Below are 13455 nucleotides of genomic sequence, written 5' to 3' on the forward strand. Positions count from 1 at the left end.
ACTCTATCTATGAAGATTATGTGTTAATCTTTAATTGCTGAAACGATCATGTGAATTGTTGTGATTTGAACTTCATTAATGGTAAGCTTAATAGAGAATAGTAAGCGTTAGAAGGAAGCGAAAAATATGCTGGAAAGAAAAGTAGAGGCTTTCTTTGAGAAGAGACAATTCTCTATTAAAAATCAAGGCATTTTAGTAGGGGTTTCTGGTGGTCCAGACTCTTTAGCTCTTCTCCATTTTTTGTGGAGTCAAAAAGATAAATGGAATCTACAAATTTGGGTTGCTCATGTTGACCATATGTTTCGGGGCGAAGAATCAGAAGAAGAAGCTCTTTTTGTTAAACGTTTTTGTGAAAACAGAAAGATTCCTTTTGAAATGACGCAAATCGATATCCCTGCACATATGGAGAAATCGGGATTAAGTTCGCAAGTAGCCGCCAGAGAATGTAGATATGCTTTTTTTCAAGAGGTTATGGACAAAAATAAGCTGTCGTACTTGGCGCTTGGACATCACGGCGATGACCAAATTGAGACCATCTTAATGCGATTAACAAGAGGTAGCACTGGGAAAGCTAGAGCTGGAATTCCTTTTTCACGAAAATTTCACAATGGAGTACTTGTACGCCCCTTCCTTTGTTTGAATAGGGAAGAGATCGAGGAATATTGCCGGCTTCATCAACTAGAACCGCGAAGAGATCCGAGTAATGAAAAGGATGTGTACAGCCGAAATCGATTTCGAAAATATATGCTTCCTTTTTTAAGAAAAGAAAATCCGCAAGTGCATGAGCAATTTCAGCGGTTCAGTGAAGAGTTAGAAAGAGATGAAGCATTTCTGATCCAGCTAACAGAAGAGCGGTTGGAATCAGTCATAACAGAGAAAACGAGTACTAGAATTTCCATTGATATTGAAGCGTTTAATCTAATGCCTTTGCCTTTACAAAGAAGAGGGATTCAACTAATATTAAACTATCTTTATAAGGTAAGACCTGCTTCATTATCCGCCATACATATTGAAAAGATTTTTTTCATTTTAAAAAGTCCTCATCCTTCTGGAACATTAGATTTTCCAAGTGGGTTAAAGGTAGTTCGTTCCTACCAGGAGTGCTACTTTCAATTCCATACTCATAAAAATCAAACATCCTATAAACTAGAGGTTAATGAGCCTGGAGAGGTTATTTTGCCAAATGGAGACATACTAACGTTAGAAATTCTCCGTGATGATGTGGTGAAAAATATGACTCCAACTCAACATCTCCTTTATATGGAGGAGGATGTTCTGCCTATGATCATTCGTACTCGTAAAAACGGGGATCGGATGACCATTAAGGGGATGAATGGAACGAAAAAACTAAAGAATCTTTTTATTGATGAAAAGGTTCCGATACATAAGCGGAATGGTTGGCCCGTTGTTACCGACCGAAATGACCAGATCATTTGGGTGCCAGGGCTAAAAAAGTCGAATCTTTATACGGTTCATGATTGTGAAGCGAGTCAAAGAATTATTCTTTTAACGTATATAAGCAATGATCTTCTAGGGGGCACAGCAAAACATGAAAAATGATATTGAAAAAATCTTGATTACTGAAGACGAAATTCAAGCAAAAATTAAAGAAATGGCAAAGCAATTAACTGAAGATTATCAGGATTCTTTCCCATTAGCGATTGGTGTCCTAAAGGGTGCAATGCCTTTTATGGGTGACCTTTTAAAAAGAGTGGATTGCTATTTAGAAATGGATTTCATGGATGTATCAAGCTATGGAAATTCCACTGTATCTTCAGGTGAAGTGAAAATCATTAAGGATTTAGATACTTCTGTTGAAGGTCGTGATATTTTAATTATTGAAGATATCATCGATAGTGGTCTAACTTTAAGTTATTTAGTGGAACTATTCCGCTATCGTAAAGCGAAGTCCATCAAAATCGTTACACTTCTTGATAAGCCATCTGGAAGAAAAGCAGATATCAAAGCCGATTATGTATGCTTCGATGTTCCTGATGCCTTTGTTGTAGGCTATGGACTTGATTATGCAGAAAAGTATCGTAACTTACCATATATTGGTGTTTTAAAACCAGAGGTATATACGACAAAAGAAGAAGCGTAAAATAATAACATTATTTTTCAATTCCTATTATAAAATATAGGCATAGACACGCTTGAAAATTAAGGGTTTATCGAAAAAAGACAAATCCTTGGTTTCAAATAAATCACTATGATACTAGTTAGTATAGTTGTTTACCGTGGGAGGAGGTAAGGGATGAATCGCATTTTTCGCAATACCATCTTTTATTTACTAATATTTTTGGTCATTATTGGTGTTGTAAGTTTCTTCAATGGAAATAATGAGCCGACAGAAGATATGTCTTATGATGAATTTATTACCCATTTACAAGCAGGTGAAGTTAAGGAACTAAGCATTCAGCCTGAAAGAGGGGTATACGAAGTAAGAGGAAGCCTTAAGAGTTATGAGGATGGAAAGTCCTTTATAACATATGTATGGAATAGTGAACAGCTATTAGATGAAGTGGATAAAGCAGCGGCTGCTTCGAAAGTAACAGTTATGCCTGCGAAGGAAACAAGTGGTTGGGTAACCTTCTTCACTTCGATTATTCCATTTATCATTATTTTCATCTTATTCTTCTTCCTATTGAACCAAGCTCAAGGCGGCGGAAGTCGTGTGATGAACTTTGGGAAAAGTAAAGCAAAGCTTTACAATGACGAAAAGAAGAAAGTCCGCTTTAAGGATGTTGCGGGTGCAGATGAAGAAAAGCAAGAACTTGTAGAGGTCGTAGAATTCTTGAAGGATCCTCGTAAGTTCTCAGAAGTTGGCGCACGAATTCCTAAAGGGGTACTCCTTGTGGGACCTCCAGGAACAGGTAAAACCTTGCTTGCTCGAGCAGTGGCTGGAGAAGCTGGCGTGCCGTTCTTCTCAATCAGTGGTTCGGATTTCGTTGAAATGTTTGTTGGGGTCGGGGCATCCCGTGTTCGTGATTTGTTTGAAAATGCGAAGAAAAATGCACCATGTATTATCTTTATTGATGAAATTGATGCAGTTGGTCGCCAGCGTGGAGCGGGTCTTGGTGGAGGTCACGATGAACGTGAGCAAACCCTTAACCAATTGCTTGTTGAAATGGATGGTTTCGGAGCGAATGAAGGAATTATCATCATTGCTGCTACAAACCGCCCAGATATTTTGGACCCAGCGTTATTACGTCCAGGACGTTTTGACCGTCAAATTACAGTAGACCGCCCAGATGTTAATGGACGTGAAGCTGTATTGAAAGTACATGCTCGCAATAAGCCGTTAGATGATTCGGTTGATCTTAAGGCGATTGCAGCTCGTACCCCAGGATTCTCTGGAGCAGACTTAGAGAATTTATTAAATGAAGCGGCACTTGTGGCTGCTCGACGCAACAAAAAGAAAGTCGATATGGATGATATCGATGAGGCAACAGACCGCGTGATTGCAGGACCTGCGAAAAAGAGCCGTGTTATCTCCAAGAAGGAGAAAAACATTGTTGCCTTCCATGAGGCCGGCCACACTGTCATTGGTGTCGTATTAGAAGAAGCTGAAATGGTTCATAAGGTAACGATCGTCCCTCGTGGTCAAGCTGGTGGATATGCCGTGATGCTACCGAAAGAAGATCGCTACTTCATGACAAAGCCTGAGCTTCTTGATAAAATCGTTGGATTACTTGGAGGCCGTGTTGCTGAAGAAATCGTCTTTGGTGAAGTGAGCACAGGCGCACACAATGACTTCCAACGCGCAACTGCCCTTGCTCGTCGAATGGTTACAGAATTCGGTATGAGTGATAAATTAGGACCGTTGCAATTTGGTCAGCCGCAGGGAGGCCAAGTGTTCTTAGGTCGCGACCTTCATAATGAACAGAATTACTCAGATGCAATTGCTTATGAAATTGATCTAGAAATTCAACGCATTATTAAGGAATGCTACGAAAAAGCGAAGAGGGTTCTCACTGAAAATCGTGACAAACTCGATTTGATTGCGAATACTTTATTAGAAGTGGAAACACTCGTTGCTGAACAAATTAAGCATTTATTTGACCATGGTACATTACCTGAACGAACTACATCTACGGATGACGAAGTGAAGGTTAATATTAGCGTGAAGAAGGACGAGGAAAACACAGAAAAGCCTGAAGCTGTCGACTTAGGAAAAACAGATGATGGTTTTGAAGTACCGCCAACTTCAACAGACGAAGATAAAAAAGAGTAAATGAATGAGGTGCCCTAAATTTGGGGCACCTTTTGTGTTGTGGGAACGAGAGATTTATCCTTTCGGCGAGATTTCCGCTTTTCCTAAAAGCAACATGTTGCGAAAAGTGGCTTTATTTGTGTTAAAATGTTGGCAGAATATGAATGTTGTGTCTTTAATTTAGATAAAGTGGTGATCCGGGTGATTTTTGTTTTTGATGTCGGAAATACAAATATGGTTCTTGGCGTTTATGATAAAGATGAATTAAAGTACCATTGGCGAATTGAAACCAATCGAAATAAAACGGAAGATGAATATGGCATTGTCATTAAAAGCTTGTTCGATCATGTAGGGTTAGAGCTTTCTGCGATTAAAGGAATCATTATTTCCTCAGTCGTTCCTCCGATTATGTTAGCGTTAGAAAGAATGTGCGAACGCTATTTTCATATTAAGCCACTTGTAGTAGGGCCGGGAATTAAAACGGGGTTGGATATCAAGTATGAGAACCCGCGTGAGGTAGGGGCAGACCGCATTGTGAATGCTGTTGCTGCGATTCATGAATATGGTAGTCCGTTGATTATTGTTGATTTTGGAACGGCGACGACGTATTGCTATGTCAATGAACATAAGCAATATATGGGCGGAGCAATCGCACCAGGTGTGAACATCTCGACTGAGGCACTTTACCAAAAGGCTGCGAAGCTCCCGCGTATTGAAATTGTACCTCCACCAGATGGAGTAGTCGGGAAAAATACCGTTGCGGCCATGCAAGCGGGTATTTTATATGGCTATGTAGGTCAAGTGACAGAGATTGTGAAAAGAATGAAGCAGCAGAGCAAAGAAACCCTACAGGTTATTGCAACGGGCGGACTTTCTGGTTTGATTGCGAAAGAAACAAACGTGATTGATATTGTTGATCCCTATTTAACATTAAAGGGTCTCCAGCTCATTTATAAACGAAACATGGAAACGATAAAGAAATAAGGTTGTATTAAGCTTGAGGGTATTTTAAATACAGCTAATGATATGCATCTTGAAAGGGGTAAAACAATGAGTGATTATTTAGTAAAAGCATTGGCCTACAATGACCAGGTACGTGCTTATGCTGTTCGCAGTACAGAAACGGTAGGAGAGGCACAAAGACGCCATCAAACATGGCCAACGGCTTCAGCTGCTTTAGGACGTTCCATTTCAGCTGGAGTTATGATGGGTTCTATGCTGAAGGGCGAAGAAAAGCTAACGGTCAAGGTAGAAGGGGATGGCCCACTCGGACCGATACTTGTTGATGCGGATGCGAAGGGACATGTTAGAGGGTATGTAACTCATCCGCAAGTTCACTTTGATTTGAATGAACATGGGAAGCTTGATGTGCGAAGAGCTGTTGGTACAAGTGGATTCCTATCAGTTGTTAAAGATATTGGTTTAAGAGATTATTTTACTGGTCAAGTTCCGATTGTGTCAGGGGAGCTTGGGGAAGACTTCACTTACTACTTTGTAAAATCTGAGCAAGTACCTTCTTCTGTCGGAGTAGGTGTTTTAGTGAATCCAGATAATACCATTCTTGCTGCTGGAGGATTTATCATTCAATTATTACCTGGTACAGAGGATGAAACGATTACTCAAATTGAAGAGCGCTTAAAAACAATCCCGCCAATCTCGAAGTTGATTGAAAAAGGACTAACTCCGGAAGAAATATTAGAAGAGGTTCTAGGCGAAGGCAATGTCCGTTTTCTTGAAACACAACCGGTCTCTTTTACATGTTCATGCTCAAAAGAAAGATTTGCGGATGCGATTGTGACGCTTGGAAAAGAAGAGATTACAGATATGATCGAAACAGATGGCAAAGCAGAGGCACAATGCCATTTTTGCAATGAGACGTATCATTACACAAAAGAAGAATTAGAAAATTTAATAGAGGAAGCAAAATAGACGATGATTCAGATCAATTTTTGGAGGAGAATCGGTTTGGAAAAAAAGTTGGAGAAAAAGCAGCTATGGTTGATAATTGCTGGCCTTATTTTAATAAATTGTCTAACCGTTGCTTTTTTTCTAACTAAACAAGGGACGGGCTTTGGCTCAGGTGAGGTTGTTGCAACGGTAGGCAAAGAGGAAATCACAAGACAAGACTGGCTGAATGTCATGGAATCAAGATACGGTAAGGATGTACTTAAGGAGCTTATCGATCAAAAGGTTGTTGAGTTACTTGCGAAAAAATACGATATTGAAGTACCTGAAGCTGCGATTGATCGGGAAATGCTTTTAGTCAAAACGATGTATGGGAATTCAACAGAGGCATCGAGCGAAGAAGAGTGGCGAAAGCAAATTGAAGCTAGTTTGCTGTTAGAGGAAATTTTAACAAAGGATGTTGAAATTCCAGAAGCAGAATTAAAAGCGTATTACGACGAAAACAATAGTCTATATAACATTCCGACTTCCTATCATGTTTCGCAAATTGTTGTAAAAACACTTGATGAAGCTAAGCAAGCGGTCAAGGAATTGGAACAAGGTTCAAATTTTTCCACATTGGCGATGGAAATGTCGATTGACGAATTTAGTGCAAGCCAAGGTGGCGATATGGGATTCGTTCGGGCAGAGGATGAGTTTATCTCTCCGAAATACATAGAAGCAATTGAAAAATTGAAGCCAGACAAATGGAGTGAGCCGATCCAAGTCGAAGACGGCTATGCCATTGCGTTGCTACATGAGCGTATTGAAGGGAAAAAGTATAATTTTAAAGAAGTAAAAGATGAAATCAGAAGAGTGATTGCTCTAGAGCAAATGCAAGGACATTCGACGGTAGAAGATTTTTGGAATGAAGTAAATGTCGACTGGTTCTACGGAGAAAAGTAAGCGAAAAAACACGGGCGCGTGCTCGTGTTTTTTACTAGATTAGAAGGGCTTCAACCGTCGATTTTGTGAAGATTTTTGGAATGAAAAATATTCAGTTTTTTTAAAGTAAAATGATTGACAATTTGGGCGAGGATTGATAAATTTAAATTAATCCAATAAATTTACTCGGAAATAGGGGTGTCATGATGGTACGTATAGCCAATTCAATTACAGAATTAGTAGGTCAAACGCCAGTTGTTAAGTTAAATCGTCTTGTTGATGAGAACAGCGCAGATGTGTATTTAAAATTAGAGTACATGAATCCGGGAAGCAGTGTAAAAGACCGTATCGCCTTAGCGATGATCGAAGCAGCGGAAGAGCAAGGCAAGCTGAAAGCTGGAGACACAATCATTGAACCGACGAGCGGTAATACAGGAATTGGTTTAGCGATGGTCGCTGCAGCAAAAGGATATAAAGCGATTCTTGTAATGCCAGAAACGATGAGCTTAGAGCGAAGAAACCTACTTCGTGCTTATGGAGCAGAGCTGGTTTTAACTCCAGGACCTGAAGGAATGGGTGGAGCGATTCGTAAAGCGACTGAACTTGCTGAAGCAAACGGTTATTTTATCCCTCAACAATTTGAAAACTTTGCAAACCCAGAAGTACACAAAAGAACAACAGGTAAAGAAATTGTTGAACAATTTGGTGACCAACTTGATGCCTTTGTTTCTGGAATCGGAACAGGTGGAACGATCACAGGAGCTGGCTCAGTATTAAAAGAAGCGTATCCTGATATCAAGATTTATGCAGTTGAGCCAACTGACTCTCCGGTATTGTCTGGCGGAAAGCCGGGCCCTCACAAAATCCAAGGGATTGGTGCGGGATTTGTACCGAAAGTTCTAAATACAGAAGTTTACGATGAAGTGATTCAAATTTCTAACGACGAAGCATTTGAATTTGCTCGCCGTGCTGCAAAAGAAGAAGGGATTTTAGGTGGTATTTCTTCTGGAGCGGCGATTTCAGCAGCCTTAAAGGTTGCGAAAGAGCTTGGAAAAGGTAAGAAAGTATTAGCGATTATCCCAAGTAACGGAGAACGTTACTTAAGTACACCATTATATTCTTTTGAGTAATTATATATTTCTGAGAGGAGCAATAGTCATTAGGCTATTGCTTTTTTCTATTTTATGGAGTTGCTACCTAGTTTACCGGTGGCCCGATAGAGCAAAATTAACAATCTTTTATAGTCATTCTCGGTTTGTGCTAGCTTTAAAAGGTTTTAGAAATGAACTCTAAAATGCTACAATAAACGAAAGCGAAAGTTTTGGAGGAGTAGAATGTCAGAATTACAGAATCGAATGATTGAATGTGGACCGTACACATTGGACTATCATAACAAGACGTTAATTATGGGGATTTTGAATATGACACCTGATTCTTTTTCTGATGGTGGGAAATACAATAAGATCGAACAAGCGGTTATTCATGCCAAACAAATGGTTGAGGCTGGTGCTGATATTATTGATATTGGCGGTGAATCAACGAGACCAGGCTATGAGAGAGTTTCGGATGAGGAAGAGATCGAGCGGGTTGCTCCGGTGATTGATGCTATTTCTAAGGAAATCCCAGTTCCGATTTCAATAGATACATATAAATCGACTGTGGCAGAGGCGGCACTTCAAGCAGGTGCTCATATTCTAAATGATATATGGGGCGCAAAAGCAGACCCTCACATGGCTACACTTGCTGCAAGTTATAACGTTCCGATTATTCTAATGCACAATCGTGATAACCGTGATTATGGTCATTTTTATCGTGACGTCGTGAATGATTTGTTTGAAAGTATCATGATTGCAAAGAACGCAGGGGTGAAGGACGATAAGATAATATTAGACCCTGGTATTGGTTTTGCGAAGGATCTTTCCGAGAATATTGAAATGATGAGACAGTTGGATAGGCTTGTCGACATCGGATATCCCGTACTTTTAGGGACGTCGAAAAAATCACTCATTGGACAAGCGTTGAATCTCCCTGTTGATGAAAGAGCGGAAGGGACTGCTGCCACTGTTTGTTACGGAATTCAGAAAGGCTGCCAAATTGTCCGTGTTCATGATGTGAAACAAATAAGTAGAATGGCGAAAATGATGGACATTCTTATAGGAAAGGGACAAGTACATGGATAAAATCTATTTAAATAAAATGGAGTTCTATGGCTATCATGGCGTTTTTCCAGAAGAAAATCGCTTAGGACAACGATTTATAGTAGATTTAGTGGTTAACGTCGATTTGAAGCGAGCGGGGGAAACCGATAACCTAACGTATTCTATTAACTATGGAGAATTGTATGAGGTGTGTAAGAAGATAGTAGAAGGGGAGCCGTTTAAGCTTGTAGAAGCAGTCGCTGAAAAAATTGCCGACACATGTCTTTCGCAGTTTACGAGAGCGGCGTCTTGCACAGTTAAGGTAACGAAACCAGATCCACCAATTCCCGGCCATTACGAGTCAGTAGCAGTGGAGATTACAAGGAGTAGATAAATTATGAATCGAGCGTTTCTGGCCATTGGCACAAATATCGGTGATCGGTATCAGAACATTGATGATTGCTTAACTCTTTTGCATGAACATCCTCATATCGAGTTAGTACGAGCTTCATCTATTTATGAAACTGATCCAGTGGGCTATACGGAACAAGATCCATTTTTAAACATGGTAATTGAAGTTAAAACAGCCTTGGCGCCTTCTGAATTATTGGATAGCTGCTTAGAAATCGAACACAGTCTTGGGAGAAAAAGGATAATTAGATGGGGGCCGCGAGTTATAGACCTTGACATTCTTCTGTATAATCAAGAAAATATTGAAACAGATAAGCTTTTTGTTCCTCATCCAAGAATGCAAGAAAGAGCTTTTGTATTAATTCCACTCCTGGAGATTAGTCCGAACGAGAAGCTACCAAGGACGAATCAACCTTTACGGAAATGTTTAGATAAAATATCTGATAGAGAGGGAGTACGGATATGGAAGCAGAAAAATGGGGAAGACGTATTCGCGCTTTTCGCAAACTAAAAGGGTATACACAGGAAGGTTTTGCTGAAAAGTTAGGTGTATCGGTTTCTATTTTAGGAGAAGTAGAACGAGGTAATCGCATGCCAACAACTGAGCTTGTGGCACAGGTTGCAGAAATACTACAGATTAGCATACATGATTTAACACCACCAGAAGAATAGTGTGGTGGGAAGGAGGTATTCTGTGCTTAAAATTGGTAATATCGAAATGAAGAACCAAGTAGTCCTTGCGCCGATGGCAGGCATTTGTAACTCAGCCTTCCGTTTAACTGTTAAGGAATTTGGTGCAGGGTTAGTATGTGCTGAGATGATCAGTGATAAAGGGATTGTTTTAAAAAATCAAAAAACAATGAATATGCTATATATTGACGAACGAGAAAATCCATTAAGCCTTCAAATCTTTGGCGGTGAAAAAGATACGCTTGTGGAAGCGGCTAAGTTCGTTGATAAAAACACAAACGCAGATATTATTGATATAAATATGGGTTGTCCAGTACCGAAAATCACAAAATGTGATGCAGGTGCAAAGTGGTTACTTGACCCGGATAAAATCTATGAAATGGTTTCTGCGGTGGTAGACAATGTTGATAAGCCTGTCACGGTAAAAATGCGTATGGGTTGGGATGAGGAACACATTTATGCAGTGAGAAACGCCCAAGCGGTTGAGCGAGCGGGCGGGAGCGCGGTTTCGCTACATGGACGTACCCGCGTTCAATTGTACGAAGGAGCAGCAAACTGGGACATCATCCGTGAAGTCAAGCAATCCATTAACATTCCGTTAATCGGAAACGGCGATGTACAATCACCTCAGGATGCGAAGCGTATGTTAGAAGAAACGGGATGCGACGGTGTTATGATCGGGAGAGCGGCTCTAGGAAATCCATGGATGATTTATCGTACGGTGAAGTACCTCGAATCAGGAGAACTTATGGGTGAGCCTTCCGTAAGAGAAAAAATCGATGTGTGCATCCTTCATCTTGACCGCTTAATTGCTTTAAAGAGCGAATATGTGGCTGTTCGTGAAATGCGGAAGCATGCAGCTTGGTATTTAAAAGGAATTAAAGGAAATGCCAAAGCGCGCACTGCTGTTAATACATGTAACACTAGAGACGAACTTGTGAATTTATTAAATGAACTTGTTTTAGAGCAAGAGGCCAAAGAGTTAACTGATGCCCAGGTGGGTTAACAATTGACTTCTGTAGCTTCTTTCATTATGATGTAAAAGAAAACTGCCGGTCATCACTGGCAGTTTTTTATTCTATTTAAATTACGTTATAGGTGTCTCTTTCACATATTTTGTGTAAAATAGTATAGTATGATTTTTTGTATTTATGTGCGTACCTTAATCAATTATCATTTTGAAATACATAGCTGTAATGGAGATGATGAATATGAGTCAGGAAGAATTAAATGACCAATTGATAGTTAGACGAGAAAAAATGAACGATTTACGTGAAAAAGGGCTTGATCCTTTTGGTAAACGTTTTGAGCGTTCTCATTTAACAAGTGAGATCACAGAGGCTTATGAAGGTCTTGAAAAAGAAGAGCTTGAGGAAAAGAATGTTGCTGTAACAATTGCTGGTCGCATTATGACAAAACGCGGCAAAGGGAAAGCTGGTTTTGCTCATTTACAAGACTTAACTGGACAAATCCAAATCTACGTTCGTGTAGATGCTGTTGGCGAAGAACAGTACGAGCTTTTTGGAAGTACAGATTTAGGGGATATCGTAGGTGTTACCGGTACTCTATTTAAAACGAAAGTTGGAGAACTTTCTATTAAAGTTCAAGACTTCCAACTATTAACGAAAGCTTTACGTCCTCTACCAGACAAATTCCACGGTTTAAAAGATGTGGAGCAAAGATACCGTCAACGTTATCTTGATTTAATAAGTAGTGAGGAAAGTAGAACTACATTTATTACTCGAAGCAAAATTATTCAAGTAATGAGACGTTATCTAGATAACAATGGATATTTAGAAGTAGAAACTCCGATGATGCATGCGATTGCTGGTGGAGCATCAGCTCGTCCATTTATTACACATCATAATGCATTAGACATGCAGCTTTATATGCGTATTGCCATTGAGCTTCATCTAAAACGTCTTATTGTAGGTGGTTTAGAGAAGGTCTATGAAATTGGACGTGTATTCCGTAATGAAGGAGTGTCGACAAGACATAATCCGGAATTTACGATGATTGAACTCTATGAAGCTTATGCAGATTATAAAGACATTATGAGCTTAACTGAAAATCTGATTGCTCATATTGCCCAAGAAGTACTAGGAACTACGTCAATCCAGTACGGTGAATATACAGTAGAGTTGAAGCCTGAATGGAAGAGACTTCATATGGTAGATGCTGTTAAAGAATATACAGGTGCTGACTTCTGGAAAGAGATGACTGTTGAAGAAGCTAGAGCTCTTGCAAAAGAACATGGAGTTGAGATTAAGGATTCTATGTTATATGGTCATATCGTTAACGAGTTCTTCGAGCAAAAGGTTGAAGAAAAATTAATTCAACCAACATTTATCTATGGACATCCAGTAGAAATCTCGCCGTTAGCGAAGAAAAATGAAGAAGATCCACGCTTCACGGATCGTTTTGAATTATTTATCGTCGCTCGTGAACATGCAAATGCCTTCACTGAGTTAAATGATCCGATTGACCAAAGAGAACGTTTCGAGGCTCAATTAAAAGAAAGAGAGCAAGGGAACGACGAAGCTCATATGATGGATGATGATTTCATTGAAGCGTTAGAATATGGAATGCCACCAACAGGTGGATTAGGAATTGGTATCGACCGATTGGTAATGCTTCTAACGAATTCTCCATCTATTCGTGATGTATTATTATTCCCGTTAATGCGTCATCGTTAATATGTTAAAAGAGAGCAAATTTGCTCTCTTTTATTTTTTCTAAAAGATTTTTGAAAAAAGTGTTGCTTCGGAATTATTATCGTGGTATATTATTATCTGTTGCCGCTAAGACTAGCGACAGACATTAGAAAGTTTTTAAAAAAAGATATTGACGCAGAAAGTCATTTCTGCTAATATTAAAAAGTCGCCTTTGAGCGATTAATGAAAAATATTTTCACTGTCGTGAAGATAAATGAATGATATTTTCGCTAAAGCGAAAACGAAGGAATGATATTTTTTCTAACGAAAAAAATCATTATTGTACTTTGAAAACTAAACAAATCATACGTCAACGTTAGTTTTATTTTAATGAAAAACATTTTCGCTAACGCGAAAAAATTAAGAGCTAATTCTTACTCTTTATTGGAGAGTTTGATCCTGGCTCAGGACGAACGCTGGCGGCGTGCCTAATACATGCAAGTCGAGCGCTTGCATATTG

At 39.5% G+C, this 13455-nt stretch carries 13 protein-coding genes and 1 rRNA gene; all 14 read left to right on the forward strand.

All coding sequences use genetic code 11. The features are described from left to right. Positions 1-126 precede the first annotated feature (126 nt). A complete protein-coding gene (gene tilS, locus FA727_RS22770) occupies positions 127-1560 on the forward strand; it encodes a tRNA lysidine(34) synthetase TilS (protein ID WP_136833748.1) in 1434 nt (477 codons plus the stop codon). Continuing rightward, the gene (gene hpt / locus FA727_RS22775) at positions 1550-2101 is read left to right on the forward strand and encodes a hypoxanthine phosphoribosyltransferase (RefSeq protein ID WP_136833749.1); all 552 of its coding nucleotides are present in this window, start codon (positions 1550-1552) and stop codon (positions 2099-2101) included. The genes tilS and hpt overlap by 11 nt, the downstream gene beginning before the upstream one ends. A gap of 153 nt (positions 2102-2254) precedes the next feature. After that, positions 2255-4234 carry an ATP-dependent zinc metalloprotease FtsH gene (gene ftsH / locus FA727_RS22780; RefSeq protein WP_136833750.1) on the forward strand — a complete coding sequence of 660 codons (1980 nt, stop codon included), beginning with the start codon at positions 2255-2257 and terminating at the stop codon, positions 4232-4234. A gap of 180 nt (positions 4235-4414) precedes the next feature. Then, complete coding sequence (locus FA727_RS22785) at positions 4415-5197, forward strand: type III pantothenate kinase (RefSeq protein ID WP_194138561.1); 783 nt, start codon at positions 4415-4417, stop codon at positions 5195-5197. Positions 5198-5263: 66 nt separating this feature from the next. Further along, entirely contained in the window at positions 5264-6142 is an 879-nt protein-coding gene (gene hslO / locus FA727_RS22790; RefSeq protein ID WP_136833752.1) for an Hsp33 family molecular chaperone HslO, read from the forward strand. Positions 6143-6178: 36 nt separating this feature from the next. Continuing rightward, positions 6179-7063 (forward strand): peptidyl-prolyl cis-trans isomerase, encoded by an 885-nt coding sequence (locus tag FA727_RS22795; protein WP_246042022.1) that lies wholly within the window; start codon positions 6179-6181, stop codon positions 7061-7063. 185 nt (positions 7064-7248) lie between these two features. Continuing rightward, on the forward strand, positions 7249-8172 hold the full coding sequence (gene cysK / locus FA727_RS22800) for a cysteine synthase A (protein WP_136833753.1): 924 nt from the start codon (positions 7249-7251) through the stop codon (positions 8170-8172). A 204-nt stretch (positions 8173-8376) separates the two neighbouring features. After that, complete coding sequence (gene folP / locus FA727_RS22805; protein ID WP_136833754.1) at positions 8377-9222, forward strand: dihydropteroate synthase; 846 nt, start codon at positions 8377-8379, stop codon at positions 9220-9222. Beyond that, positions 9215-9574 carry a dihydroneopterin aldolase gene (gene folB / locus FA727_RS22810; RefSeq protein ID WP_136833755.1) on the forward strand — a complete coding sequence of 120 codons (360 nt, stop codon included), beginning with the start codon at positions 9215-9217 and terminating at the stop codon, positions 9572-9574. The genes folP and folB overlap by 8 nt, the downstream gene beginning before the upstream one ends. Beyond that, on the forward strand, positions 9575-10102 hold the full coding sequence (folK, locus tag FA727_RS22815; RefSeq protein ID WP_136833756.1) for a 2-amino-4-hydroxy-6-hydroxymethyldihydropteridine diphosphokinase: 528 nt from the start codon (positions 9575-9577) through the stop codon (positions 10100-10102). After that, the gene (locus FA727_RS22820; RefSeq protein WP_136833757.1) at positions 10054-10263 is read left to right on the forward strand and encodes a helix-turn-helix domain-containing protein; all 210 of its coding nucleotides are present in this window, start codon (positions 10054-10056) and stop codon (positions 10261-10263) included. The genes folK and FA727_RS22820 overlap by 49 nt, the downstream gene beginning before the upstream one ends. Before the next feature lie 22 nt (positions 10264-10285). After that, positions 10286-11287 carry a tRNA dihydrouridine synthase DusB gene (gene dusB / locus FA727_RS22825; RefSeq protein ID WP_136833758.1) on the forward strand — a complete coding sequence of 334 codons (1002 nt, stop codon included), beginning with the start codon at positions 10286-10288 and terminating at the stop codon, positions 11285-11287. 196 nt (positions 11288-11483) lie between these two features. Beyond that, on the forward strand, positions 11484-12977 hold the full coding sequence (gene lysS, locus FA727_RS22830) for a lysine--tRNA ligase (RefSeq protein WP_194138562.1): 1494 nt from the start codon (positions 11484-11486) through the stop codon (positions 12975-12977). Between the two features lie 399 nt (positions 12978-13376). Next, a 16S ribosomal RNA gene (locus tag FA727_RS24520) occupies positions 13377-13455 on the forward strand; the annotation flags it as partial.

Origin of the sequence: Robertmurraya kyonggiensis, assembly GCF_005116465.1 — a bacterium.
GTDB classification, from domain to species: domain Bacteria; phylum Bacillota; class Bacilli; order Bacillales; family Cytobacillaceae; genus Robertmurraya; species Robertmurraya kyonggiensis.

Bases quoted from the DNA above. Each gene is read 5' to 3' on its own strand.
- tilS (WP_136833748.1), top strand. From the start codon at position 127: ATGCTGGAAAGAAAAGTAGAGGCTTTCTTTGAGAAGAGACAATTCTCT.
- hpt (WP_136833749.1), top strand. From the start codon at position 1,550: ATGAAAAATGATATTGAAAAAATCTTGATTACTGAAGACGAAATTCAA.
- ftsH (WP_136833750.1), top strand. From the start codon at position 2,255: ATGAATCGCATTTTTCGCAATACCATCTTTTATTTACTAATATTTTTG.
- hslO (WP_136833752.1), top strand. From the start codon at position 5,264: ATGAGTGATTATTTAGTAAAAGCATTGGCCTACAATGACCAGGTACGT.
- cysK (WP_136833753.1), top strand. From the start codon at position 7,249: ATGGTACGTATAGCCAATTCAATTACAGAATTAGTAGGTCAAACGCCA.
- folP (WP_136833754.1), top strand. From the start codon at position 8,377: ATGTCAGAATTACAGAATCGAATGATTGAATGTGGACCGTACACATTG.
- folB (WP_136833755.1), top strand. From the start codon at position 9,215: ATGGATAAAATCTATTTAAATAAAATGGAGTTCTATGGCTATCATGGC.
- FA727_RS22820 (WP_136833757.1), top strand. From the start codon at position 10,054: ATGGAAGCAGAAAAATGGGGAAGACGTATTCGCGCTTTTCGCAAACTA.
- lysS (WP_194138562.1), top strand. From the start codon at position 11,484: ATGATGAATATGAGTCAGGAAGAATTAAATGACCAATTGATAGTTAGA.